Source organism: Martelella sp. UBA3392, assembly GCF_002358775.1.
Classification (GTDB): domain Bacteria; phylum Pseudomonadota; class Alphaproteobacteria; order Rhizobiales; family Rhizobiaceae; genus Martelella; species Martelella mediterranea.
Genome location: NZ_DEPM01000144.1, coordinates 32081 through 57743, shown reverse-complemented (window position 1 = coordinate 57743; position 25663 = coordinate 32081). Strand labels below are relative to the sequence as shown.

Below are 25663 nucleotides of genomic sequence, written 5' to 3'. Positions count from 1 at the left end.
GTTTCAGCCGGCGCGGCGCTTGAGGGACCGGGAGAGCCCGTAGCTCACAGCCATTGTGAGAATGAGGGTCGTGGCCAGGAGGACGAAGGCAAGCGCCGCGCCGAAGGGCCAGTTTCCGGCGGTCATGAACTGGTCGTAGACGGCAGGGGCCAGCATGGTGAAGCCGGGGCCGCCGAGCAGGACCGGGGTCGCATAGGCGTTCATGGAAAGGATGAACACCAGCATGCTGCCCGCGAGAACCCCGGGGGCCGCTTGCGGCAACAGGACGCGGAAGAACACTTTCAGCGGTGTCGCGCCGAGATTGGCGGCGGCCTCCTCGGTGTCGCGCGGCACGGTTTCCACGACGGAGGAAAGCGTGAGGATCATATAGGGCAGCACCACCGCCGTCGTGCCCACCACCACGGCGAGCGGGGTGTACATCAGCGTCAGCGGGCCGATGCCGAACATGCCGAGGAAGGCGTTGATCGCGCCATGGGTGCTGAGCAGCGCCATCCATCCCGCCGCCCGGACCACATTGCCGACCAGCAGCGGAAACAGCGTTAAAATGATCAGTATCGACTTCCACCGGCTCTGCATGCGCGCCAGCCAATAGGCCGGCGCGAGCGAGAGCAGGAGGCAGAGCGTCATGCACAGGAACGCCACGCCGACCGTCGTCAGGATGATCTCCTGGTAATAGGGATCGGTCAGCGCGGCGATGTAGTTTTTCCCGCTGAGCGCCGCGGTCATCATCTCCATCGGGCTGTAGAGGTTGAGCGACATTCTGAAGAGACCCGCCATCGGCAGGACCAGCAGAACGAAAACCAGCAGCGCGGCGGGAAAAACCAGGAGTGCCATCTCAGCCCTTGAACTCGCGGTTCCAGAAGTCGAGGATCTCCGTCTGATGCTGCATCAGATAGTCGTCATCGAGCTGGATCAGGCGATCCTGGTCCGCCGCAGGCAGGCCGATTGCCGCCTCGAGCTCCGCCGGCAGTTCGGCGTCGGTCACGGTCGGCAGGTAGCCCATCTTGGCGGCGAAGCCGATCTGGGCCTTGGGGTCGAGCGCCGCTTCGAGATAGGCGAAACCGCCCTCCTTGTTCGGGGCGTTCTTCGGCACGGCCATCTCGAATGCGATCGGGATCGCGCCTTCCGATGGCACGGCGCGTTCGATGTTGAGCCCGCTCTGACGCCAGGAATAGCCCCTCGAGACGTAGTTGAGCGTGATCCAGATATCTCCGCTTTCGAAGGCCCCGGCGATCGCTTCGTTCGAGGGCAGGATCTGGACGTCCTGCTTGTCCTTGAGTTCGAGCAGCTTGGCCTGGCCGGGGGTGAAATCGCTCATCGAGCCGCCGCCGACCAGCGCGGCCACCGCCGAGGTCGCCACATGCAGCTTGTCGGAAACGCCGATCTTGCCCTTGTATTCCGGCTTCCACAGATCGGCATAGGAGGTCGGCGGCGTGGTGACCTTCTCCGGGTTGTAGAGGATGGCGATGTAGGAATAGATCTGGGGCACCGAATAGGTCTTGCGCAGCGCCGGGATGACCGCGGCAAGCCGCGGAACATTCTCCTCGGTGACTTCCGACAGCACGCCGAGCTTTGCCATCGGATACATGTCGAGGTCGGCGAGCACGGCGACGTCGAAGCTCGACTTGGCGCGCATCTTCTCGGTTCTGAGCTTGGTCTGGCGGGCCTCGGTCGAGGAGATGTCCTGAATGACCTCGTAGCCTTCCGGGGCCATGATCGCCTCATCGACGGTCGCGCGCAGGATATCGCCATAATCTCCGCCGAAGACGGAGGCAATGACGGTTCCCTTGTCGGCGGAAAAGGCCGGACCGGCGGTGCCGAGCGCGATAAGCGATGTCGCGGCGGTGCCCACGAGGAAAGCGCGGCGGGTTGTTTTCAATCTGTCTGACATAGGCTGTTCACTCTTCCTTTTTGATCGTCTTCTCGTCCGGATCGTTCAGACCCGGCTTGTCTGGTCCGGGGCCGTTCAGGGCCGCTCGGCAAGCAGGCGCGCGTCCTGCGCCTGCCATGTTGCGAAAACCTCCGCTCCGGGTCTGAGAGCGGAAAGAGGGGTGTTGCGGGAGGGCGTGGGCATGACCGCGACAAGCGACGTGCCGGCGAGATCGAGCTCGAACTCCGTCTGGGCGCCGAGATAGGCCATGCCGCTGATCCGCGCGCGCTGGCGCGTCGCATCGTCTCCGGGGCCGGGCGCGGAGGCGACGGGGACAAGCGTGATCTTTTCCGGGCGCAGGGCGAAGGTTACCTCCCGCGCGCCAGCATCATTCGCGGGGTCGCAGGGCAATTCCGATCCGCCTTCGCTGACAAACAGCCCCGGAGCCTTTTGCCGGCCCGCGATCAGGTTGCAGCGGCCGATGAAGCTGGCGACATAGACATCCTTTGGCGTATCGTAGATTTCCTGCGGCGTGCCGATCTGGCGGACAACGCCGCCCTCCATCATCGCCAGACGGTCGGCCATGGTCAGCGCCTCGTCCTGGTCGTGGGTCACCATCAGCGTCGTCAGCCCCAGCCGCTGCTGGAGGTTGCGGATCTCATGCTGCACCTCGCCGCGCAGCTTGGCATCCAGATTGGAAAGCGGCTCATCGAGCAGCAGCATTTTCGGGTTGATCGCCAGCGCGCGGGCGAGCGCCACGCGCTGCTGCTGGCCGCCCGAAAGCTGACGCGGCATGCGCTCGGCCAGATGGTCGAGCCGGACCATCGAAAGCGCCTGTCTGATCCGCTCGTCGCGTTCGGCCCGGCCGATCTTGCGCATTTCAAGGCCGAAGCCGACATTGGCTGCGACGCTCATATGCGGAAACAGCGCATAGGACTGGAACACCATGCCGGTGTCGCGACGGTAGGGCGGCAGTCGGGAGATATCTTCGCCGCCAAGCAGGATCCGTCCCTCGGTCGGCTTCACGAAGCCGGCGATCATCCGCAATGTCGTGGATTTTCCGCATCCCGATGGCCCGAGCAGCGCCACCAGTTCACCTTCCTCGACGTGAAGGTTGATGTCCTTCACGACGCGGGTGTCGCCATAGGCCTTGGCAAGATGTTCAATGATCAGTTCGCTCAAAACACTCTCCGGGCCTTGGGGGTCATAGGACGCGCGACAGCTTGACGTAGCGGTCGGTCACCAGCATCAGCACGCCGATCAGAAGAATCTGGATCGTGCCGACGGCGGCAAGCGTCGGGTCGATCTTGAATTCGAGATAGTTCAGCATCGCGACCGGCAGCGTGATCTTGCCGGGGCCGATCAGCAGCAGCGAAAGCTCCAGGTTCTCGAAACTCTGGATGAAGGAGAACATGCTGGCCGCGACAATGCCGGAGCGCAGCATGGGCAGGGTGATCCGCCAGGCGACGACAACCGGCGGCGCGCCGAGATTGGCGGCGGCTTCCTCGACGCGCAGATCGACGCCTTCCATGCTGGCGGCGACCAGGCGCACCGTCCACGGGATCGTCAGCAGCACATGGGCGGCCACCAGACCCGCCGTCGTGCCGACGATCGTCTGGTCTATGATCGCCTCGGCCCGGATGTAGAAGATATAAAGCGCGGTTCCCATGATGATGGCTGGCACCGCGAGCGGGCCGAGCAGCAGCGTGGAAATCACGCCCTTGCCGCGAAACCGGCCGCGATTGAGCCCATAGGCGGCCAGCGTTCCGAGCGGCACGCCGATGGCGGTCGCAATCAGCGCCAGCTCCAGGCTCATGATCAGCCCTTGCGTGAATTCCCGCCGTGCCCAGGCGTTGACGAACCACCGAAGGGTAAGCCCGTCGGGCGGAAAGCTGATAATGCCCTGGTCGAAAAAGCTGATCGCCACCACCGTCACCACGGGCGCGAGAATGACTGCGTAGGCAATCACGATCAGCGCCGACAAAACGGACTTTGAAAGAAGGTGGCTGGAAATCATGAGATCTAATTTACCTAAAACTATCCCGAAAACAGTGGAAATTTCCGCTCGAAATCATATGATGACGTCACCATTTGCAAATGATGACGTCATCATCAATAGAAAAAGAGGCCCGGCGTGGAAAAAAATCGACACTTGTCAACCATGGGGGATGTGGCGCGGCATGCGGGCGTGTCGCCGGCGACCGTGGCGCGGGTGCTCTACGAGCCGGACAAGGTCGGGCCGGAGAAACAGCGGCGCGTGCGCGAGGCGCTCAAAGCGACCGGATACCGGCCAAACGCGGTGGCGCGCGGGCTCAGAACCAAGCGCAGCTGGACGATCGGCCTGATCGTGGTCGATGGCTCGCTCAATCCGTTCTTCAGCCAGTTGAGCCAGGCCATCCGCAGCGAGGCGCTTGCCCGCGGATACAATGTGCTGATGTTCCAGCACGGCATGAAGCCGGAGATCGAGGCAAGCGCCGTGGTCCAGCTTCTGCAGCAGCGCGCTGATGCGGTGATCTTCTCCTACGGGATCAATGCCAGCGGCCTGGCGCCGCTGTTGCAGGCGGGCGTGCCGGTCATCCAGATCGAGCAGGAGGTCTGCGGGGGCACCGATGCGGTCCTGATCGACCCGGCGAGCGGCATCGACCAGGCGATCGATCATCTTCAGGCGCTGGGACATCGGCGCATCGCCTTTATCGGCGGCGCGCCCGACCGTTACAACCGCGCGCGCGTACACGGCACATCGATGGAGGAGGACCGCCTTGCCGCCTTCAAGGCTGCCATTGCCCGCCACCGCCTTGACGATGATCCGGCCCTGATCCGGCTGGGGCTTTATTTCCCGCTGACGGGCGATGACCCGGCAAGCGAAGGCCGGAAGATGATGCGCGACCTGCTCGGCATCGAGCGCCGCCCGACGGCTGTCCTCGCCTCCAGCGACATTCTCGCGGCCGGGGCATTGCAGGCCCTCGGCGAGGCCGGGCTCAGCGTACCGGACGACATGTCCCTCATCGGCTTCGACAATTCGATCGCCAACCTGCTGACGCCGCCGCTGTCCTCGGTAGGCCGGCCGCTTCAGGCCATGGGCCTCGCCGCCATCGACCTGGTCGTGGAGGCGATCGAAAACCCCGACCGAAAGGTCCGCACGCTCGTTTATCAGACGGAACTCGTCGTCCGCAAATCCACCGCCACGGCCTGACCGCGGAGGAGCGGAACAGAGCGCGCCCATGCACTTCGAGGGTCTGATACCAAGGATCAGAACACCGGTGCCTGGCGGCTGAGAGTTGCGTTTTATGCTCCTGTCCACGACCAAAAATATGCCGCGCGCCCGACGCTTTAGATTGCAGCGATCGTCTCGTTCTGATGCACCACGATGCGGGCGTGATAGGGAACGCGCTCGTAAAGATCGACGATATCATGGTTGATCAGCCGCACGCAGCCGGAAGACACGCTCTTGCCGATTGACTGCCATTCGGGGCTGCCGTGCAGGCGGTAGAGCGTATCCTTGCCGTCCTTGAAGATGTAGAGCGCTCTGGCGCCCAGCGGATTGTCGATGCCGGGCGCCATGCCGCCATTGGCGACGGAATAGATTTCAAGCTCTGGCTGGCGCGCGATCATCTCAGCCGGCGGTTTCCAACGGGGCCAATGTTGCCGCCAGTGGATCGTGCCTTCGCCCTGCCAGGCAAAGCCCTCCCTCCCGATACCGACGCCGTAGCGCATGGCCGTGCCGCCTTCTTCAACGAGATAAAGGAACCGGTTGGGGGTATCGACCACGATCGTGCCGGGCGCCTCTCCCGTCGGGTCGGGGACGCGCTGCCGCAGATATTTCGGGTCCATCTGCCGGTACGGAACAGCCGGCACGATGTGTCCGTCATCCTCGAAGGCCGCGTAGCGCGCTTCGAGCACAGGATCGGCGGCGGGGGTGATCGGCAAACGCTGCGGTTCAGGCGATACCGGTTGTTGGATGTTGGAGGCGCAGGCACAAAGCGCTGCGAGCGATGACAGGGAGCCGGCCAGGAATGCGCGGCGGCGAAGGGGCGGAGATGGGAGATGCATGGGCGATACTCGATGATCATCTGGCGCCGCCGGGACGGCGGGTTTCGGGTGACCGAAGGAACACGCAGGCGCATTCCATGTCCATTATTTATGGGGAATAGGATAGATAACCATCTGTTATACCGGTTCGTCGGCGTTCTGGCTGACGCCCTTCAAAGCCTTCAGGCGGGGAATGACGAAGTCGGTGAAACCGCGGACCGCCGGGCGCATGAATTTGTTCGAAGGGTAGGCCAGAAATGCTTCCGTCGCCTTGACGGTGTATTCCGGAAGAACGCGCACCAGCCTGCCTTCGGCAAGCATGTCGGCGACGAGGCAGAGCTGCACCTGCGCCACGCCGCGGCCTGCCAGCAGGGTGTTGAGAATGACATTTGCATCGTTTGTCTTGAAGGCCGGTCTGACGGGGATTTCGATCGGCCCATGGCCTGCGTGGATCAGCGGCAACATATTTTTCGTTGTTTCGATCGCGAAGGTCGAAACGATGCAGTGGTCCGACAATTGCCCGGGCGATGTGATCGCGCCGGCTGCTTCGATATAGCCGGGTGAAGCGACGAGCACGCGCTGCATGAAGCCGAAGCGGCGGGCAATCACGTCCTGCGCTTCGATCCGGCCGTGCCGGATATCCAGGTCGAAATTCTCGTAGACGAGATCCACCGTGCGACCGTCGAGAACGAGGTCAACGGTGATCGCCGGGTGAAGTTCCTGAAACTCCAGCACCATGCCATGCAGGTGCCTCGAACCGATGCAGGACGGCGCATGGATGCGCATATTGCCCTCGATCTCGCCGTTGTTCAGTCGAACGCCTTCGATCGCGGCGTCGATTGCGGCGATGGCGCCGCGACTGGCGTGATAGAGTTCCATGCCCTGGGCCGTGGGCCGGACACGTTTCGATGAACGTTCAAGAAGGCGGGCTCTCAAATGCTGCTCCAGATTGAGAAGCTGCTTCGTTACCGCCGGCTGGGAGATGCCAAGGTCGCGGGCAGCCCCCGTAATCGACCCTTTTTCGACAGTCCTGATAAAGGTCTTCAGTGCTGTATTCAGGTCCATGCATGCCTTCCGCTTATTGCTTGCGAACAAGCATAGCGAATATTGATGAGCATGTCTTCGCCAGCCGTCGAACATCACCGGTCCCAATCGCTCCAAGGCCGCGAAGCTGTCCGTCAACATGGACTATGTCACTCGAGTCCAGCCGATCTATCAAAGGCAGCTTTTCCATCCCAATTCTGAGGTTCAGTCTCCTGCACATTGACCGGGAGTCGTCGGCTGCTGCTCCCCGGTCGGGTGTCCAGCATTGGGGCTGTTTCCCGGAATCCTGTTTTGGGATGACGCGGCGTAAAATCTCAGGTGGACAAGCCGTCAGTTCTTGCCTCGCGATCGCGCCATGCATTTCCCGTCCGTCGAGATAATGGATCTTGGCATCGTCACGGGCGCGTTGTTCGACGATAGGCTGGAGCTGACGAATGATGTGCAGGGTGAGCTTTCCCGCGCCCTCCTCTGCCTGCGACCCGAGGCCCATGAACTTGGTTGCGCCCTTCCCGAGGGCATCAATATCGAACACGTCAGACCCAGGCGTTGTTCATGTATCGGGCAGTATAACGGAGAAATCGCCGGAAGCGGTGTGTCGGGAGGCCATCCCGGATGGTATCCAGAAAACCATGCACTGCCGGCCCGAACGCGCGGAGACGCATCAAGTCTGCATTGACAAGGATGACGACGGAGAGTGGGGCGGGCTTTGTCAGCAAACTGGTAGGCCCTCCGATTTCCTATGCCGTCGGCATCTCGAACCGGTTGCGCAGCCGGAAAAGTTCGGCCGTGAAGCCGCGGACGAGGGCGGACTTCTGGATGTCGGCGGGAAAGAGAAGGTAGACGCGGAACATCACCTCGGGCGCGAAGGGGCGCAGAGCGACGGTTCTGCTTTCTGCTTCGCCGATGACCAGCGGGTTCACCAGACCCACGGCGTCGCCCTCCTGCGCCAGTGCGCAGATCGTGGCGGCGTTCGGGGTCTCGATCACATATTTTGGCTCGTGCCCGGCATTCTTCATGGCCTCGTCGAAACGCTGCCTTGCCCGATCTTCCGGGCTGAGGCCGATCAGCGGCCATTTTGCGATCAGATCGGGGGTGATCGACTTGTGAAGGGTCAGCGGATGGGATTTCGGCATGGCGACAAGACCGGGGAAGCTGCCGAATAACTGGCTGTCTATGCCCGAGCGGTCGATTTCGTCGGCTGCGAGCCCCAGGTCGTACTGCCCGTCGGTGATGCCGTTCCGGATCGCCGACGACCAGGTGATGTGGAAGGTGATCCTGACGCCCGGATTCTGTTTCCGGAAGGCGCGGATGGCGGCGGGTGCCAGAATGGCCCCGGCTGCCGCCAGCGAGGCGATCTTCAGCGTGCCTGCGCCATAATCCCGGATGCTGGCCGCCGTTGCCTGTAGCCGGTCCAGCCCCTTGAAGCTGACCTCGACCTCGCGGAAAAACAGCGTTCCCTCGGGCGTCGCGATCAGCCGCCCGCGCACCCGGTCAAACAGCGGAAACCGCACCGCCGCTTCCAGCTCGGCGATCAGACGCGAGACGGCCGGCTGGGTGACGCCCATCAGCTCGGCGGCCCGGACGGTGGAGCCCGAGATCATGACGGCGTTGAAGGCTTCGAGCTGACGAAAATTCATGCCTATAAGGTTTCCGCATAGAACTATGTGTCCTGATCAGTATTCCTGCTGCCAACAAAAGGCAATGATGGCGTCGTTATTTCAGGAGTTCATATGCGCGACGCAACCAAGAGCGTTCACCACCCGAAGATCAGCGAAGAGGGCTATGCCGCTCTCGGCGTTCCGACCCACCGGGCCTCGACCATCGTCTTTCCGGACGCCGAAGCCTATGCCACTCGTTCGCAACGGGATCTCGACGGCTATTCCTACGGCCTGCACGGCACGCCGACGCAGCGGGTGCTGGAGGCGCAGCTATCGGGGCTGGAAAACGGGTTGAAGACGGTCATTCTGCCCTCCGGCCAGGCCGCGATTGCCGTTGTGCTGCTGTCGTGCCTGAGGCCCGGCGACCATGTTCTGGTGGCCGACAACGCTTATCCGCCCGTTATCGGTCTCTGCCGCAATTTCCTCGAGCCGCGCGGCATCGCATGGTCGGTGTTCGAGCCGGGTATTGGCGCCGGAATCGAAGGCGATGTGCGCGACAACACAAGGCTGATCTGGATGGAATCGCCCGGTTCCACGACCATGGAAATCGAGGACGTACCGGCCATCACCGCGATTGCGAAACGGCGCGGCATCCTGACCGGCATCGATAATACCTGGGCGACGCCGCTTTTGTTCAAGCCACTCGACCATGGCGTCGACTTCTCGATGCAGGCCCTGACCAAATATCCGGGCGGCCACTCCGACCTGCTGATGGGTTCGGTCAGCGTCAACGAGCTGGAACTGCGCAAGGCCTTGCGCGACACGATGCGCATGCTCGGCTTTGGCGTCTCGCCGGATGCCGTGCAACTGGTGCTGCGCGGGATGGAGACCATGGCGGTGCGCCTTGCGCATGTCGGTCGTGTGGCCGGCGAAATCGCGGCGGAGCTGGAAAGCCGCGGTGTGGGGCCGGTGCTGTTTCCCGCGCTCGCCTCCAGTCCCGGACATGCCATCTGGAAGCGCGATTTTACCGGCGCCAGCGGCCTGTTTTCGGTCGTCCTGCCGGCCGCGCATGAAGCGCGCCTCGATGCCGCGCTCAATGGTCTGCGCTATTTCGCGATCGGTGCCTCGTGGGGCGGCACCCGCAGCCTGATCGCGCCGATGAGCGTCAAGACATCGCGGCAGATGCCGCATCCCCACAAGGACCGCATCATTCTGCGCGTCAATATCGGCGTGGAAGACCCCTCCGATCTCAGGGAAGACCTCGACGGCTTCTTCACTGCGCTCGCAGGCTGACAAGACAAATGCAGCATATAAAATCCAACAAGGAGACGGGAACATGACCTGCAAGACCACATTGACCGCAATGGCGATGATCGCCGCGCTAACTGCGCCGGCATTGGCGCAATCGACCTCGACGCTTGACACCGTGAAGGAGCGGGGGCGGCTGATCTGCGGTTCCAGCCAGGGCACGCCCGGTTTCGGCGCGCCGGATGACAATGGCTACTGGCGCGGCCTCGACGTGGAAACCTGCCGGGCCGTCGCCGTGGCTGTGCTTGACGACAAGGATGCGGTCGATTTCGTGCCGCTTTCGGGCCAGCAGCGCATTCCGGCCCTTCAGACCGGCGAGATCGACATGCTGCCGCGCACACTTACCTGGACGCTGCAGCGCGACGCCAACGGCATCAATTTTACGACGCCGAACTATTACGAATTCACAGGCTTCATGATGCCGAAATCGCTCGGCATCACCAGCGTCGAGGACATGGCGGGGGCGTCCGTCTGCGTGCAGACCGGCTCGACCACCGAGGTTGTCGTCAATGATGTCTCGACCAAGAATGATCTCGATCTTCAGCCGGTCGTCTTCGACAACACCACCGCCGGTCGTCAGGCCTTCTTCTCCGGCCGCTGCGATGCGCTGATCACCGATGCCGGTGCGCTCGCCTCCGTGCGCGCGACGATGGCCGACAATCCGGATGATTACGTCATCTTCCCGGCAACGCCCTATATGGATGCGCTGACGCCCGCCGTCCGTCACGGTGATGATCAGTGGCTCGATATCGTGACATGGTCGATCCAGGCGATGATCGCCGCCGAGGCATTCGGGCTTTCCAGCGAGAACATTGACGACTATCTCGACAGCGACGATCCGCGCATCCGCCGCTTCCTCGGCACGGATCCGGGCAATGGCGCGGCACTCGGCCTCAGCGACGACTTCGCCTACCGGATCGTGAAATCCGTTGGCAATTATGCCGAGGTTTACGATCGCAATGTCGGCATGGATAGCCCGCTGAAGCTGGAGCGAGGCTATAACGCGCTGTTCAACGATGGCGGGCTGATGTTCCCGCTGGCCTTTCAGTAAAGCCGGTCATGCTGTCGCTCTGGTATTCACAACGGGCCCGATCATGGGCCATGCAGATCGCCCTTCTGGGCGGTCTGGTCCTGTTCGTCTGGTGGCTTGCGGGCAATACGCATGAAAACCTGACCGAACGCGGCATCCGCACCGGTTTCGACTATCTCTGGCGGCCGGCGCGCTTTCCGATTTCCGAAAGCATCATTCGCTACGATGCATCGGACAGCTTCTTCTGGGCCTATGTCGTCGGTCTCGCCAATACGCTGTGGCTGTCGTTCCTGTCGATCCTGTTTGCAACGCTGCTCGGGCTGGTGGTCGGCCTTTCGCGCCGCTCCGCCCATCCGCTGTTGTCGCGTTTTGCCGGCACCTATGTCACCGTGCTGCGCAACGTTCCGCTCATCGTCCAGCTTCTCTTCTGGTATGCGATCGCCACGTCGCTGTTTCCGGTTCCGCGCGAGGCGCTCAATCCCTTGCCCGGCGTGTTCCTGTCCATTCGCGGCGTCTATGCCCCGGCCCTGACGCTCGGACCGGGCGCCAGTATGCTGCTGATCGTCGCGGCGTTTCTGTTCGTGCTTGCGATCGTCGCTGGCTTCAAGGCTGCGGCCGGACGGGTACTGCCGGTAAAAGCCGCATCTGTCGGCATTTCCCTGTGTGTATGGGTGGCGGCCATCGTCTGGCTTTCGGGCATGCTCGGCCATCCGGTCGGTCTTGATGCGCCTGCCCTGAAGGGGCTCAATTTCAGGGGCGGCATGGTGCTGTCGCCCGAATTCGCCTCGATCATTACCGGTCTGACGATCTACACCTCCGCCTTCATCGGCGAAATCATCCGCGGCGGCATCGATGCCGTTGAGAAGGGCCAGTGGGAAGGCGCGCGCGCCCTGGGGCTCAGTGAACGTCACATCATGTTCCGGATCATCCTGCCGCAGGCGCTGAGGATCATCGTGCCGCCGATGACCTCGCAATATCTCTCCACCGTCAAGAACACCACGCTTGCCGTGGCGGTCGGCTATCCCGAGCTCGGCCTCGTGGTCAACACGGTGATCAACCAGACCGGTCAGGCGATCGAAAGCATCCTGATAATGCTGGCGGTCTTCCTCAGCATTTCGCTCTCCGTTTCCGCTTTCATGAACTGGTATAATGCGCGCGTCGCATTGGTGGTGCGCTGATGACCGATATCGCTTTCAAGACCGCCGCCGATGCGCCGCAGAAACCGCCCAGGGCCAAGCGCAAGCCGCTGCTGAAGCTGCTGTTCGGCGATCTGCTGTCCGCATTCCTCACGGTTCTGGCCGTCCTCATCATTCTCGGCCTCATCCCGGCCTTCAACTGGGCCGTTCTCGATGCCCACTGGGTGGGCGGCCCGGCCGCATGCCAGGGCGGCGGGGCGTGCTGGACATTCATCGGCGCCAAGGCGCGGCTGATCCTATTCGGTCTCTATCCGCCGCAGGAGCAATGGCGCGCCACCATCGTGATCGTGCTGATCGTCGCCATGGTGCTCGTTTCGCTGTCGCCGAAATTGTGGAACGCGCGGCTGTTGCTGGTCTGGGCCGTCGCGATTGCCGCCATGCTGGTGCTGATGGGCGGCGGCGTGCTGGGCCTCGACTACGTGCCGACGTCGAAATGGGGCGGCCTGCCGGTGACGCTGCTTCTGGCGGTGCTGTCGCTCGGCCTTGCCTTTCCGCTGGCCGTGCTACTTGCGTTGGGGCGGCGGGGAAAATTGCCCGTGGCGCGCGCGATCAGTATTTTCGTGATCGAGCTTGTGCGCGGTCTTCCGCTGGTCGGCCTGCTGTTCGTGGCGGCGATCCTGTTGCCGCTGCTGCTGCCGCCGGAATGGACGGTGGACAAGCTCGGCCGCACGCTTGCCGCGCTGACGATCTTCGCTGCCGCCTATCTGGCGGAGGTCATTCGCGGCGGCCTTCAGGGGCTGGATGACGGGCAGATCGAGGCGGCCGAGGCGCTCGGCATTCCCTACTGGAAGATGATCTGGCACATCGTCCTGCCGCAGGCCATCCAGAACGTGATCCCGCCGCTGACCAACACCGCCATCGTGATGATCAAGAACACTTCGCTGGTGCTGATCGTTGGCGTGTTCGACATGCTGAGCGCGGCGCGCAGCGCCAGCACCGACCCTGCATGGCCGGCGCCTTCCACCGAGGCCTATCTCTTCGTCGCGGCGATCTACTTCATCATCTGCTTTTCCATCTCAATCTATTCGCGCCATCTCGAACGGGGCGTAGCCGCAAGGACACACGGATGAAACCTGCGATCGAAATCGATAACATCGACAAATTCTACGGCGATTTTCATGTCCTCAAGGGCGTTTCGCTGACGGTTGCGGCCGGCGAGAAAGTGGTGGTGTGCGGGCCTTCGGGATCGGGCAAGTCGACGCTGATCCGCTGCATCAACCGGCTCGAGGAGCATCAGGCGGGCCGGATTGTCGTTAACGGCGTTGAGCTTGGCGACGATCTGCGCAATCTCGATGCGGTGCGGCGTGATGCGGGCATGGTGTTCCAGCACTTCAACCTGTTTCCGCATCTGACGGTGCTCGAAAACTGCGCTCTGCCGCAGATCCTGTCGCGGCGCACGCCGCGCGCGGAAGCGGAGACGGCGGCGGAAACCTTCCTGAAGCGCGTCCGGATTCTCGACCAGGCGCCCAAGTTTCCCGGGCAGCTTTCCGGCGGGCAAAAGCAACGCGTCGCCATAGCGCGGGCGCTCTGTATGCGGCCGCAGATCATGCTTTTCGATGAACCGACATCGGCGCTCGATCCGGAGATGATCCGGGAAGTGCTCGACGTGATGGTGGAACTCGCCGATGACGGCATGACCATGGTGGTCGTGACCCACGAAATGGGCTTTGCCCGCCAGGTCGCCGATCGCGTCGTCTATATGGAAGCCGGCGAAATTGTCGAAACCGCCGCCCCGGATCAGTTCTTCGATGCGCCGGAAGACGAGAGAACCCGACGTTTTCTGTCCAGCATCCGGACGATGATCCACTGAAGGGCCCGTCGCGAGCCGACATCTTCTTGCGAGACAGTTCGATGCAGCGTGCTTGTGGCGCACCGCATCGACGCTTTTCAGTTCAGCGCGCGCCGAATGCCCGGAAGGAACCGCAGCACTGTCGCATCCAGAAGCAGGATGAGCGTGATCGCGAGCCCGGCCAAGGGAAACACGATGCCGAGCGCGACGACGAGCAGGGCGGCGCCTTTCCAGAATGGCAGGTCCTGTGGTCTAGGTGGTGCGAACAGGCGGCTGCCGGCGGTTCCCGGGCGGCGCTTCCACCACATGATGGCGCCGGAGACCGAGACCAGCACGACGGACAGGCAGAAGACCGTGTTCAGCACGAGGTTCCAGACGCCGAGATCGCCTTCGTGGAAGGCGATGCCGACGGCCATGGCCTTGGCATAGGGCGAATAGTCGGCAAATCCGACATCGGCGAGCACTTTGCCGGTATACTGGTCGATATGGATCGTCCGGTCGGCGGTCGGGTTCGGGCCGTCATTCGACATGCTGTCATGGCTGATGGTCCACACGCTGGTGGCGTCTACCGGAATATGGATCTGGAAGCGGCCGTTGAAGCCGAGCGAACGGGCGAAGGCGGCGACGCTGTCGATATCGACCTTGCCGGAAATCGCCTCGACGCCGGCGGGCGAACCGGATTCCGGCAGCGGCGTCTGTTCCAGGCCCCACGGAACCTCCTTGGTATTGCCGTGGTTCATGTCGGCATGGGTGCTGTCGGAAAGTGGCGCGCCCCATTTTTCGGCCGGAAAGGTGTTCCAGGCCTGCACCATCTTCTCGCCCCAGATGCCGGCCCAACTGAGGCCGGAAAGCAGGAAGACGAGCAGGACAAGCGAGATCCACATGCCGGTGACGCCGTGGACAGATTTCCACAACGCCCTCTTGTTGAGAGAAAGCTGCGGGATCAGCGTTGCGCGCCAGCCGGTTCCGTTGCGCGGCCAATGCAGGTAAAGCCCGGTCGCGATCATGATGATGGCGAGGCTTGCGGCGATTTCGATCATCCGGTCGCCGAAACGGCCCAGAAGAAGCGTGCCATGAATGTCCGTTGCAAAATCGTACCAGCCCGCGCGCCACGGAAAGGTCTTCATCACCGCCCCGCTATAGGGATCGATCGCCACGCCGGTGGTGCCGGCGTCTGTTGCGACGGCGAAGGCAGCAACGCGATTGTCGGCAAGCGGCTCGACATACTGCGTGGCATGGCTGCCGGGAACGGCCGCCTCCGCTGCGGCCTCAAGTGCGCTGATCGCCATCGTCCCGCCCTGTGGCGTGATGGCCATGCGCTCGGCGCCAAGGCCAGCGCCCCAGGATATCCAGAGCATGGTCAGGCCGGTGATGGCCAGCATGCAGAGGAAGGGAATGACGTAGAGGCCGGCGTAAAAGTGCCATCGCCAGGCGATGAAGTAATATTTTTTTGCGTCAACCGCAGTCGACGGGGCCGCGGCCCGAGAGATCGTGTCAGTCATGTCTGTCTTTCGCTTCGATAAGGTTTCAACGGATTTCGAAACTCAGGAAGCGAGAGGTGGCCCTGTTGAAGGCGGCAGGCCGGTGGCCTTGGCATGCGCGAGCAGGATCGTCGGTCGATCGGGAATAATCAGGAAGGCGCTGCTTCCAGTCGACAGGGGCCGTGGGGCATCGGCAAGATTGAACAGGCCATGCGCCATGGCCCAGCCGCAAGGGTTGCCCTGCGCCGGCTCCGGTTTTGCGGGCTTCGGCTCTGTCGTGATCTCCAGCGGGCCGTGGCTCGTGCAGATGACGACCTTGATGCCCTCAGGCGTTGCAACCGGCATGATGCCGGCCGGCGCCAGCGAGAACAGCAGGAAGAACACTAGCACGATACCGCCGATCAGATCGCGGTTTCGGCGCAACTCAGCCATCGTCGGTGTCGATCAGCCGCTTCAGCTTCTCGATCGCCATATCGTGATCTTCCTGATAGGCGATGGTGCTTTGCAGCACGCCGCCATCGTTCAACAGGAACACCGATGCGGAATGGTTCATCGTGTAGTCGCCGTTGGGATCGTTCGGATCGAGTGGCACCTTTTCGTAGTAGATGCCGAAGCCGTCCGCCATGGCGCGGACCTTGTCCGGATCGCCGGCAATGCCGGTAACGCGGTCGGTGACGTTGGAGAGATAGTTCCGCATCATCTCCGGCGTGTCCTGTTCCGGGTCGATCGTGATCCAGTAGGCGTCGATCTTGTCGCCATCGGGATCGACCTCGTGCAGCCAGCCATTGAGCTCGTAAAGCGTCGTCGGGCAGACTTCCGGGCAGTGGGTGAAGCCGAAGAACAGCGCGGTCGGCTTCTGGCGGAAGGCGGCCTGGGTGATGGGAGAACCGTTATCGGCGGTCAGCGTGAAGTCCGGCCCCATAGGGATATGCATCATCTCTTCATTGGTCTCACCGATCTGATAGACCAGCCAGATGATCACCACGCAGATGGCAGCGATGGACCCCCAGAGGGCCCTTCTGAAGTTCTTCATGTCCTGAATTCCTGCTTGCGCACACGGGTCTGCGGGGCCGTCGCCGGCCCGGCAGACGCGCTTGTGCGATTTGGGAACGCCCCGCATCGCCAGTCAGGCTGTGCGGGTCGGTGCGGTGTCCGAAACTCAGTTCGCCTTCATGTCGCCATGGTCGGCGTGGTCATGATCCATGCCATGCATGTCGTGGCCGGCTTCCTTCGCGGCGATGCTTTTGACGGAGAAGGGCACGGTCACCTTTCCCGCCTTCTCGAAGGTCAGCTCGACATCGACGACCGTATCTTCGACAAGCGGTCCATTCAGTTTCATGAACATGATGTGCAGGCCGCCCGGCGAAAGCTCCACAGTCTCGTGAGCGGGAACCGGAATGCCATCGGTCATCTGGTACATCTTCATCACATCGCCATCCATGCGCATGTTGTGAAGCTGCAGGTCGCCCGCGGCATCGGATGAGGCGGCGATGAGGCGATCGTCGGTATCGCCATTATTGGTGATCGACAGGAACCCGCCGCCGACGGGCGCGCCGGGCAGAGTGGCGCGGGCGAAGGCGCCGGTGATGTCAAGATCACCAAGCTTGATGTCCTCGCTCATGGCGTGGTCCATATCATGGCTCATGTCATGAGACATCGCGGCGTGGTCGTCGTGGCCACCATGTCCGTGACCGGCCGCCGTCACCGTCAGCTTGGGCGCGGGTTCGGCGTCACTTGTCTCGCCCGTACCGGTCCAGTGGTTGGCGCTGCCATCGGCGCAGAGCTGAACGGCCGGGAAATAGAGCACCGTGCCGGGGGCGATATCGGCCGACAGCGAGCCGCGCATCACGAACTCGTCGTAATAGGCGTCGGGCAGTTCTCCGCCCTTCCAGATCACCTCGGTCACGCCTTCGCTGACCGGCGTGCCATGGTTCATATAGGTTTCGGCGTAAGCGCCGGTGACGGTTTCGAGCTCCCAGCCGGCATGCGGCATCGGCTTCACGCTGTAAAAGCCTTCCGGCACTTTGACCCGGACTTCAGTGGTCGCCGCGCCATCGCAGCCGTGCGGCACGCGGATAACGGCCTTGTAGCTGCCGCCGGCCGATGCTTCGCCGGTTTCGAGCGTCATGTGGGCATTGGCGGCGGAAAGGCTGGCAAGGCTGATTGCGCCGGCCCATGCGATACGGGTCATGAACGTGGTCATGGAAAATACTCCGTTTGGAATTGTCGTGATTTTACGGACCCTGACAGGCCCGCTTTGCGGAATCAGACAGCAAACGGCGGTGCGCGCGGGTTGTAATGGCTCGTGTAGACGACGCGGGACGGTGTCTCATCTTCAAATGCGAGATCATGCGCCAAGAGGCAGGTATAGGCCGGGACGGCCTCGTCCGGCGGTGGCGGCAGGATGGCGGCATCCTGGCGGCAGGCATGGCAGGGGCCGTGGCTCATGGCCCCGTCATCGCCGGGCCCGCTGCCGCAGAGAACGGTCTGGGACGATGCCAGAAGCGAACTGGCGTCGTGGTGGGTCAGAGCCGGCATGAAGGGCTGATAGATAAAGGCGAGCGCAAAAACGGCGATCACGGCCAGTGCCGCCGCCAGTTCCCGCATCGCTGCCTTCAATCCCCGCAAACCCAAAACCTCCCCATCATTCCGCTGTTCCGCCGAAGCATGCAGCATGTCGGCCAGACAAGAATGGAAGCCGCACGTTATTGCAACTTGTCAATTTGACGCAAGCGAAATGCGATCTCGCGCACCGGTTTCATCCATGGTCCTGAACATCTGCCGCCACAAGGCTGACGTCCTCGAACGTGACATACGCCATCGCCTTGTGGATCGAAAACTGACGTGTGTCGTTGGGCCCCGTCATCACCAGAATGACCGTTTCCTTCGGCGGACAACCGGGGAGGTGGCAGGCAAGCTCGTTGACCGAGACGATGGTTGCATCATCGATCTTCAAACACGCGCGCGTCCAGCTCTTGATCCTGCGCGCGGACTCGACAACATTCGGCCGTTTCGGGGCGAGCGGGTTCACGAAAGCACTGCTCAAGCGGTTTTCCTACTGCTTTTCCTTGAGCGCGCGACAAGGGCGTCGAAAAACGCGCGGATCTGCTGTTGCGGGAGGTCCATGCCGATCAGCACGATCCGCGTGCCGCGCTCCTCACCTGGCCATTGCGGCAGGCGCACGGTCGGGTCCATCCTGTGCTGGACGGCGTGGATCACCATTGGTCTTTCGGGATCGTCGCTGAGCGCGACCAGCCCCTTCATGCGGATGAGGCCGCGGTTTTGCGGGCTGAGGAGAACGCCCAGCAGAATGCCGATCGCATCCGGGTCCAGCGGCGTTTCGCTCGTCAGGGTAAACGCCTCGATCTCGTCGCCATGGCGATTGGGGTCGTGGTCGTGTTCGGGATGAGGGGAGAGCCGCTCCATCGCCAGCCAGCCATTGACGTCTTCAGCCTTGTGCACAACGGAGTAGGGCGTTTCGCCGAGAAGCGAGCCGAGGTCGAAGCCCGGCGCATGCCGGTCACGAAAGCGCGCGGCGGGATGAGCACGGAAAGCTCCTGCGCCCAGTTCCGTTTTTCCTCGGCGATATCGGTTTTCGTCAGGATCACCGCATCGGCAAAGGCCAGCTGTTTCCAGCCTTCGATGAAGCTTGCAAGCGTTGCACGCCCGTCAATCGTATCGAAGGCGGTGATGACGCCCTGCAGATAGAAATGGCGCGCAACGGCGTGGTCGCGCAGCGCGGTGGCCGGCGCGCCGCCGGGGATCAGGCTGTTGATGATAGGAGCGGGATCGGCAAGCCCGGTGGTTTCGATGACCACCCGGCTGATCGGGCCGATTGCGCCTTTCATGCGGGCGTCGTGCAATTCGAAAAGCGAGGTGCGGATATCGCTGCTGGCGGAGCAACAGAGACAGCCGGTCGTGGTGCGCATGTAGCGCTCCGAGCCGGCGCGGACCAGATCGTGATCGATGGCGATGGAGCCGAATTCGTTGATGATCACGGCCGTGTCGGCCATCCGCGGATCGCTAACCAGTGAATTGACCAGCGTCGTCTTGCCGGAGCCGAGAAAGCCGGTCAGCAGCGTTACCGCAACGGGGTCGTAGAACTGCTTCAATCCATTCCTCTCTGACGCGGGGACGGGCTTGTCGACAAACCGCTGCGTCCGGCCCTGGAAGGCCGGACGCTTCTTCTTTGGTTACGGCGCTGACCTCAGTGCGCCAGCATCTCGTCGACGATCTGGTCGCTGTCGAGCGATGACGGGTAGTAGGTCGGCCAGTTGGTGAGTTCCTCCAGCACGGCGGCGCGGTCGTCGCCCCAGTAGAGGTGATAGTGATCGGCCTCTGCCGGTGCGATCCGGTGGTCGGAGAACTGGATGAACTGCGGGGCCGCCTCGTCGCCGCCGGTCTTTTCGAAGATGAAGCGGACGCCGCGGTTGCCCTTGGCATAGGTCAGGATTTCATAGCCGTCGCTTGCGTAGTGGCCTTTGACGGCCGCGCCATCCCTATAAAAGGTGACCATGTCGCCATCGATGGTGATGCGCTCGACATCGGTCTTGTAGCCGGTGTCGTAATAGGCCTTGTATTCCTCGGCGGTCATCTCGCCGGTCTCGGCCTTGTGTTCCATGACCGAGTCGAGGGTTCCGTCCTGAAGATAGGGATAGACCGACTGCCAGTCGCCGGCCCAGTCGGAAAGGGTGCGATCAGCGATCTGGCTGTCCTCGAAATAGCCCTTGGCGATCTGCGGGTCGCCATGATCGTGGTCATGGCCTTCGTGGTCATGTTCGCTCTCGTGGACCATGCCGCTGCCGCCGGCAACGGCGATGTTGTAGGGGATGCCGCCGACGTCGATGGTGCCGACTTCCGTGAGGCCATCCTTGGCGATGCGGCGGACGAGGCCGGCATTCGGGTCGCTCATCACGATTTCATCGCCGGCCATGGCGATGCGCGGACGCGGATCGTTCCAGTGGCCGTCCATCGAATAGGGTCCGGTGACCTTGGCACTTTCCGTGAGGCTGGCGTCCAGGATATCAATCTGGTGCAGGCTGCCATCCTCGGTCAGGACATAGCCGAAGCGGGCATTGGCCGGATCGAGCGCGAAATCGACGCGACGGAAGGGCAGTTCGATGTAACGGAAATGCGGTTCGTCGGCGGGATCGACGACGACGAGGCCATTGGATCCGTAATTGCCGAGAAAGACCTGCATGCTTTTCGCGCCAAGCAGGGTACCCGTCGTCTGGTCGTCCGGCAGATCATCCGGATAGGTCAGCATCTCGAAGACGGGGCCGTCTTCACCGGCGGTCACGGCCAGCACGCCTTCCTGGCAACCGGCGGCGAGATAGGCGCCGGAGAAGGCTTCGCCATGGATGCCGGTGCAGGTCGCGACATCGCCGGTCGGCTCGCCGTCTTCGGTCACGGCGCGCAGGCCGATGCGGGTGCCGTCGACCGGCGTGTCGGTGGCAACGGTCGTGACCCAGTATTGGCCGACGGGGGCGGCAAAGCCGTGATGGGCGCGGTCCTGCTTCAGCTCGCTGGTTTCAATCTCGCCGTGGGAAAGCTCGTGAGCATCGACGATCGCGGCATAGCCGCCCTTGTCGAAATTGATGACCACCTTGCCGTCATGATCAATGATGTGGAACGGGCGCGGACCGGTGAGGCTGCCCTCGACGGCCGCCGGCTCCTCGATATCGATATCGGAATGGTCGCCATGGGAATGCAGCGAGATGCCGCTGTTGATGAAATGCACCGCGTCGCTGTCCGACTGGACGGCGACGATGGCGGCGCCACCATTGACCGCGTAGAGCTTGCTCTGGCCGGCGGTGTCGAAGGACCAGCGATGGTCGGGCTCGCTGAGATCGAAGGCCGTGATTTTCGCATCGGCATGATCGCCGACGAAAACGCGGTAGAGGGTGACGCTGTCCTCATGGTCTTCGGCAAACGCCGCCGGAGCGCCAAGTGAAATCGCGAGTGCGGATGCACCCAGGATCCATCGTTTCATATCAGTCTCTCCTTGATGGTATAACGTAACAAGTATGGGCAAGGCTCGGCCTCGCCCTTTTTTATGGGTGTCAGCCGTTGTTGATGGCGGCGGCGAACGTTTCGACGTTGTAGTGCATCATGTCGATATAGCGCGGCGCGGGGCCATCGGCTGAAGACAACGCATCCGAATAGAGCGTTCCCCCAAGCTCGAGTCCGGCTTCGGACGCGATCTGTTCGACGAGGCGGGCGTCGGAAATGTTTTCGGCAAAGACGGCGCTGAGCGACAGCATCAGCGTGCCGGACAAGGCCCTCTGCATGAAAGCGAACTCGATGAAGGGAAGCACGAGAGCGTCGTAGATCATCCTAGCAGCCCGACAATGCCCTTCATCAGCGTCGATTTGCCAGACCCGTTGCCGCCGACCACCGCCGTCAGACTGCCCTTGCCGACAATGCCATTCAGGTGGTGCACGGCCGGATGGCGGTCATATCCAAGCGTCAGATCGCGAAAGGTCAGGCAGGCCTCGGCCATCGAAAGAGTCTCGTTCATAGACAGGAGATTCAGTAATGTAATACCATTACGTCTATCGAACGCGTGATTTGAAGGCAACCGCTTTTTCCGGCTTCGGCGAAAATTTCGTCCCGGGTTTGAAAAGGCTTCGACAATGCGCACTGGCGGCGTTTCGAGAAAACGATGCGCATCTCGTCTTCGGCTCCAAGCTTGGCAATTTCGAAATCCCGGAAACCCTGCCGCCGGGGCCGCTGCAGGCGTTTCTGCCGCTGAAGGTTGCAGAAGTCTCCTCGCTCAGGCCGGGCCTCACCGTAGCCGTGGAAGGTGAGGGGCTTTCCGGCGCCGCTTCCCGCTGGCTGGAGCGACTGGAGACCGCGCTTCCTTCAAAGCTTGCGACCGAAGACGGCCAGCCGGTCATGGTGGCAGATGAAAAGCCGAGCTATCTTGGCGCTTGGCTCGATCCCGCGCTTCTCCACGCGCTATTTGGCCGCCTTTTGGATGAGGCCGGTATTGCCCGTGTCGCAATGCCGGAACCGTTGCGCCTGGTGCGGCGCGGAAAGGTGGCGGCGATCTTCAAAGATGGTCCTGAACCTTACACGATACCCTTCGCCACCGGCCGCTTTCTGCTCGGCGAGCGAACGGTGCCCCCACAGGATCTCGCGATCTTCGAGACGACGCCTTGAGAGGCCTTCTGGACGCGCCATTGATGCGATAGATTCAATAGGTTGGAGCCGTGCATCCGAATGGATGCGCGGCTCCAGCCAGTTCCGGCGCGAATCTCCCTTGCAAGCAAAGACCTCAAGGGCAACAGGTCACAGAAAGTCGAGCACCATCCGGTTGAACTTGTCGGCATGTTCCCACTGAACCCAGTGGCCGCATCGATTGAAGACGTGCAGTTCGGAATTCTGGATGCCAGCCACCAGCCTGATGCCGGTGTCCATCGGCACGAAGCGGTCGTTGCGACCCCAGACGATCAGCGTCTCGGCGGTAATCTCGTGCAGCCGGTGGTCGACATTGGGGAACTGGCGCGGATTGATTGCCAGGCTCTTGACGAAATTTCCCAGATGGTCGCGGCGCGCCAGAATGTTCTTCAACCGGGTCTCGAACAGGTCTTCGGTGAGATCTCTCGGATCGAAGACGAAAACCTCCATCATCTTCTTCAGGTTCTCGATGGTGGGATTGCGGTAAAGCGCGCCGATCAGCTTGATGCCTTCGGCGGGCTGCGGCGTGAACAGGCTCACGCCCCCGGTGCCGCCGCCCATCAGGATCAGCTTGCCGACCTTTTCTGGATGCGCGAGCGCAAAGGCGACAGCGCTGTGGCCGCCCATGGAATTTCCGATGATGTGTATCTTCTCAAGCGCCAGTGCCTCGACAAGGCCGTTCAGCATCCGCGCGTTCAGATCGGAGCGTGAACCGGTGGAAATCACCGTGTCGCTCTCGCCCCAGCCGGGGCAATCCATCAGCACGACGCGATAGCCTGCGTCGGTCAGGGGTTGGATATTGCGATTGAAATTCGCCCAACCCGTTGCCCCGGGACCGGAACCGTGCAGCATCACCACGGTCTCGCCGCCGTTCCTGGGGTCGCAGTCGTTGTAATGAATTTTCAACGTGCCGTCGCCATCGGCGATCTGCGCAAAACGGCTGGTCTCTTCCGCCGTAAATATATGAGCCATGAAAACTCCTCCGAATTCCGTGATGGCGGTTCCTTCGCGGCGAACTTAGCGACCTCGTCGCGGCGCACGCAAACGGTCCGCCCATGCTGTGCACATTGTGCACGTCGCCGATTTGAAGATTGTCCCGCCTGTTTCGCCTCTGTTAGCCAGTGAAAAGCGGACGGCGCGGTCCCAATGCCGCGAGGAGCGGCGCTCGCCAGACGTTTTCATATCAAAGGCCAGTGCCGCGCATGTCGCGGCCGGGACGCAATGTTCAGGAAGCCGCAGGCGGTTTCCCGGCTAGAGAAGTGTTGCCATTTTCAGGGAGGCTTTCCATGGCATTTTCAGACCAGTTTGACCCCGGGCCGCAGATCGCCCAGTGCGGCACCGTCAATCTCGGCACCAGGGATATCGAAAAGTCGCTGTTCTTCTTCCGCGATACGCTGGGCATGGAAGAGGTCGAGCGTAATGACAATGTGTCCTATTTGCGCTGCTATCAGGAACTCGGTCATCATTCCCTGGTTCTGACCGAACAGGAAGAGGCCGTCGTCAATGCCTTTTCATTCCGCGTCAAACGCCCGCAGGATGTGGCGCTTTTCCATGAGGAACTGAGCCGGCAGGGTATCGAGGTTCTCGAGGTTCCGGCCGGCGCCGAAGCCGGACGCGGCGAAGCGATCCGTTTCCTGCTACCCGGCGGCGGCCATCCGTTCGAGCTCTACTACGATATGGAAAAGCCGCTGGCGCCGGAAAGCATGCGCTCGCGCCTGCCGTCCAACAGCTCGAAACGGCGTGGTCTCGGCGTGCGCCGGATCGATCATTTCAATATTCAGGCCTCGCCGGACACGATCAATCAGGCTGAAAACTGGGTGCGCGATACGCTCGGCTTCAAGCGCCGCGAATTCGCCCATTTGCCGAACCGGCCGGGAACCGTGCTGGCCTCCTGGATGTCGGTGACGCCGCAGGTGCACGATCTGGCGATTGTCGCCAATGGTCTCAACAAGACGGCCCAGCTTCATCACATCGCCTTCAACCTGCAGGATTTTTCCGACGTCTTGACCGCGGCCGACACGCTGCGCGATCTCGACGTTTCCTATGGCGTCGGACCGGGCAAGCACGGCATCGGCCAGGCGATGTATCTTTACATTCACGATCCGGGGTCCGATCACCGCGTCGAGCTTTACGCCGGCGGCTACCTGATTTTCGACCCCGACTGGAAGGCGATCGAATGGGAGCAGGAAGCGTTTCCGGACGGCATGACCTGGTACGGCGATCCCATCGACACATCGACAGGCAGCCGCGGCCGCGACACCACCGGCTGCGCCGGGCTCTATCGCAATGAGCTCGTCCCCGCCCCGGCCAAATAATCTTCGACCTTGCGCGCCGCTTCCCGAAGCGGCGCGAGATATTTCTCGCATGCCTGCGACAGGCTCATGGCCGATCGCAGCATCACGACATTGATGCAGCCGGCCACCTTGTCGCCATGCATGACCGGAACCGCGAGCGCCATGATCTTCTGCTCGCGAGTCCAGTCGCCATTGGCAAATGCGTAGCCGTTTTTCCGGTGGTCATCGAGCTGCGCCTCGAAGGCGCTCCGCGCCGATGGTTCCGCCAGAAGCGACCCAGGCTGCTGCGCAAGCTCGGCAAGCAGCTTTTGGCGTTCCTCATCCGGACAGAAGGCAAGATAGGCGCGGCCCAGAGCCGTTGTGGTCAGCGGCAGGCGGCGGCGCACCGTGACCTTGTGAAACGAGAGCGGGCTGAAGCGGTGCGTGGTCTCGCGCACCTGCATGGAAAGCCCGTCCAGCGTTGCCAGATCCGAGGGCCAGACCACCTTGACAAGCAGTTCGCCGAGAACGACGGAAGCTGCTTCCGAAATCCACTCGTCTTCATTGTAGCCGTCGCTCAGGCCATAGACGCCGGCCGTCAGCCTGTAGCTGTCGTCGGAGGTCGACCGGCGCACCAGCCCCTCGTTCTGAAGCGTTTCCAGAAGCCGGCGCACCGTTGTGCGATGCAGCGCCGTTGCCGTGCTCAGTTCGCGCACGGTCGCCCATCCACCCTCGGCCTGATTGAGAGACCGCAACAAAGCGAGGCCGCGCGAAAGCCCTTGGACAGGCTTGTATGGCGTGTGGCTTGCGTCTCCCATTTGAGCTCCCGTCACGTGCACTATGTGCACGAATCTTTCATGATC

25 protein-coding genes and 3 pseudogenes are annotated in these 25663 nt (G+C 62.3%); 8 read left to right on the top strand and 20 right to left on the bottom strand.

From position 1 onward, the window contains the following. Positions 1–3: 3 nt before the first annotated feature. From B4E36_RS10875 to B4E36_RS10860, 4 genes are all read right to left on the bottom strand, one after another. The gene (locus tag B4E36_RS10875) at positions 4–834 is read right to left on the bottom strand and encodes an ABC transporter permease (protein ID WP_292059323.1); all 831 of its coding nucleotides are present in this window, start codon (positions 832–834) and stop codon (positions 4–6) included. 1 nt (position 835) lies between these two features. After that, complete coding sequence (locus tag B4E36_RS10870) at positions 836–1891, bottom strand: ABC transporter substrate-binding protein (protein WP_292059325.1); 1056 nt, start codon at positions 1889–1891, stop codon at positions 836–838. Between the two features lie 75 nt (positions 1892–1966). Next, positions 1967–3052 carry an ABC transporter ATP-binding protein gene (locus tag B4E36_RS10865; protein ID WP_292059327.1) on the bottom strand — a complete coding sequence of 362 codons (1086 nt, stop codon included), beginning with the start codon at positions 3050–3052 and terminating at the stop codon, positions 1967–1969. Between the two features lie 22 nt (positions 3053–3074). Further along, positions 3075–3887, bottom strand: a complete 813-nt coding sequence (locus B4E36_RS10860) for an ABC transporter permease (RefSeq protein ID WP_018063400.1) — start codon at positions 3885–3887, stop codon at positions 3075–3077. Between the two features lie 144 nt (positions 3888–4031). On the opposite strand from B4E36_RS10860, the gene B4E36_RS10855 reads away from it, so the two are divergent. After that, a complete protein-coding gene (locus tag B4E36_RS10855) occupies positions 4032–5063 on the top strand; it encodes a LacI family DNA-binding transcriptional regulator (protein WP_345900336.1) in 1032 nt (343 codons plus the stop codon). Between the two features lie 137 nt (positions 5064–5200). Here B4E36_RS10855 and B4E36_RS10850 read toward each other — a convergent pair whose 3' ends face one another. The 4 genes from B4E36_RS10850 to B4E36_RS10835 form a co-directional block, all read right to left on the bottom strand. After that, positions 5201–5920 (bottom strand): L,D-transpeptidase, encoded by a 720-nt coding sequence (locus tag B4E36_RS10850; RefSeq protein ID WP_292059332.1) that lies wholly within the window; start codon positions 5918–5920, stop codon positions 5201–5203. A gap of 117 nt (positions 5921–6037) precedes the next feature. Beyond that, positions 6038–6964: a LysR family transcriptional regulator gene (locus tag B4E36_RS10845; protein ID WP_292059333.1), complete on the bottom strand. Its 927-nt coding sequence runs from the start codon at positions 6962–6964 to the stop codon at positions 6038–6040. A 13-nt stretch (positions 6965–6977) separates the two neighbouring features. Continuing rightward, entirely contained in the window at positions 6978–7475 is a 498-nt protein-coding gene (locus tag B4E36_RS10840) for a hypothetical protein (protein ID WP_292059335.1), read from the bottom strand. Between the two features lie 205 nt (positions 7476–7680). Beyond that, positions 7681–8580, bottom strand: coding sequence for a LysR substrate-binding domain-containing protein (locus B4E36_RS10835; RefSeq protein ID WP_292059337.1), 900 nt, complete (start codon positions 8578–8580; stop codon positions 7681–7683). 93 nt (positions 8581–8673) lie between these two features. On the opposite strand from B4E36_RS10835, the gene B4E36_RS10830 reads away from it, so the two are divergent. The 5 genes from B4E36_RS10830 to B4E36_RS10810 are packed head-to-tail and all read left to right on the top strand — an operon-like array spanning position 8674 to position 13885. After that, entirely contained in the window at positions 8674–9834 is a 1161-nt protein-coding gene (locus B4E36_RS10830; protein WP_292059339.1) for a trans-sulfuration enzyme family protein, read from the top strand. Between the two features lie 43 nt (positions 9835–9877). After that, entirely contained in the window at positions 9878–10900 is a 1023-nt protein-coding gene (locus tag B4E36_RS10825) for an amino acid ABC transporter substrate-binding protein (protein ID WP_292059341.1), read from the top strand. A 50-nt stretch (positions 10901–10950) separates the two neighbouring features. Continuing rightward, positions 10951–12057: an amino acid ABC transporter permease gene (locus B4E36_RS10820; protein ID WP_292059343.1), complete on the top strand. Its 1107-nt coding sequence runs from the start codon at positions 10951–10953 to the stop codon at positions 12055–12057. Continuing rightward, positions 12057–13145, top strand: coding sequence for an amino acid ABC transporter permease (locus B4E36_RS10815; protein WP_292059346.1), 1089 nt, complete (start codon positions 12057–12059; stop codon positions 13143–13145). Before B4E36_RS10820 ends, B4E36_RS10815 begins: the two co-directional genes overlap by 1 nt. Further along, positions 13142–13885: an amino acid ABC transporter ATP-binding protein gene (locus tag B4E36_RS10810; protein ID WP_292059348.1), complete on the top strand. Its 744-nt coding sequence runs from the start codon at positions 13142–13144 to the stop codon at positions 13883–13885. The genes B4E36_RS10815 and B4E36_RS10810 overlap by 4 nt, the downstream gene beginning before the upstream one ends. Before the next feature lie 77 nt (positions 13886–13962). On the opposite strand, the gene B4E36_RS10805 is transcribed toward B4E36_RS10810, so the two are convergent. The 10 genes and pseudogenes from B4E36_RS10805 to B4E36_RS10760 all read right to left on the bottom strand — a co-directional run. Next, on the bottom strand, positions 13963–15366 hold the full coding sequence (locus B4E36_RS10805; RefSeq protein ID WP_345900334.1) for a PepSY domain-containing protein: 1404 nt from the start codon (positions 15364–15366) through the stop codon (positions 13963–13965). Between the two features lie 42 nt (positions 15367–15408). Next, positions 15409–15777 (bottom strand): hypothetical protein, encoded by a 369-nt coding sequence (locus B4E36_RS10800; RefSeq protein ID WP_292056378.1) that lies wholly within the window; start codon positions 15775–15777, stop codon positions 15409–15411. After that, on the bottom strand, positions 15770–16378 hold the full coding sequence (locus B4E36_RS10795) for an SCO family protein (RefSeq protein ID WP_292056380.1): 609 nt from the start codon (positions 16376–16378) through the stop codon (positions 15770–15772). The genes B4E36_RS10800 and B4E36_RS10795 overlap by 8 nt, the downstream gene beginning before the upstream one ends. Positions 16379–16504: 126 nt before the next feature. Continuing rightward, positions 16505–17548, bottom strand: a complete 1044-nt coding sequence (locus B4E36_RS10790; protein WP_292056381.1) for a DUF1775 domain-containing protein — start codon at positions 17546–17548, stop codon at positions 16505–16507. Positions 17549–17610: 62 nt separating this feature from the next. Further along, positions 17611–17973, bottom strand: coding sequence for a hypothetical protein (locus B4E36_RS10785; RefSeq protein WP_292056383.1), 363 nt, complete (start codon positions 17971–17973; stop codon positions 17611–17613). Positions 17974–18103: 130 nt separating this feature from the next. Continuing rightward, on the bottom strand, positions 18104–18391 hold the full coding sequence (locus B4E36_RS10780; protein ID WP_292056385.1) for a hypothetical protein: 288 nt from the start codon (positions 18389–18391) through the stop codon (positions 18104–18106). Continuing rightward, positions 18388–19457 (bottom strand): annotated as a pseudogene (locus B4E36_RS10775) (CobW family GTP-binding protein). The gene B4E36_RS10780 and the pseudogene B4E36_RS10775 overlap by 4 nt, the downstream one beginning before the upstream one ends. Before the next feature lie 95 nt (positions 19458–19552). Further along, on the bottom strand, positions 19553–20257 hold the full coding sequence (locus B4E36_RS24315; RefSeq protein ID WP_414673755.1) for a metal-binding protein ZinT: 705 nt from the start codon (positions 20255–20257) through the stop codon (positions 19553–19555). 1150 nt (positions 20258–21407) lie between these two features. Continuing rightward, a pseudogene (locus B4E36_RS10765) lies at positions 21408–21596 on the bottom strand (metal ABC transporter solute-binding protein, Zn/Mn family); the annotation flags it as partial. Positions 21597–21682: 86 nt separating this feature from the next. Continuing rightward, positions 21683–21847 (bottom strand): annotated as a pseudogene (locus B4E36_RS10760) (ATP-binding cassette domain-containing protein); the annotation flags it as partial. Positions 21848–21963: 116 nt separating this feature from the next. Between B4E36_RS10760 and B4E36_RS10755 the strand changes: the two are divergent. Continuing rightward, positions 21964–22509, top strand: a complete 546-nt coding sequence (locus tag B4E36_RS10755) for a beta-galactosidase trimerization domain-containing protein (protein WP_292056389.1) — start codon at positions 21964–21966, stop codon at positions 22507–22509. A 129-nt stretch (positions 22510–22638) separates the two neighbouring features. Here B4E36_RS10755 and B4E36_RS10750 read toward each other — a convergent pair whose 3' ends face one another. Next, on the bottom strand, positions 22639–23499 hold the full coding sequence (locus B4E36_RS10750; protein ID WP_292056390.1) for an alpha/beta fold hydrolase: 861 nt from the start codon (positions 23497–23499) through the stop codon (positions 22639–22641). A 314-nt stretch (positions 23500–23813) separates the two neighbouring features. Between B4E36_RS10750 and B4E36_RS10745 the strand changes: the two genes are divergently transcribed. Next, positions 23814–24842 (top strand): VOC family protein, encoded by a 1029-nt coding sequence (locus B4E36_RS10745; RefSeq protein WP_345900333.1) that lies wholly within the window; start codon positions 23814–23816, stop codon positions 24840–24842. Here B4E36_RS10745 and B4E36_RS10740 read toward each other — a convergent pair. Further along, entirely contained in the window at positions 24806–25618 is an 813-nt protein-coding gene (locus B4E36_RS10740; RefSeq protein WP_345900332.1) for a DNA-binding transcriptional regulator, read from the bottom strand. The two genes, B4E36_RS10745 and B4E36_RS10740, sit on opposite strands and share 37 nt — an antisense overlap. Positions 25619–25663 lie beyond the last annotated feature (45 nt).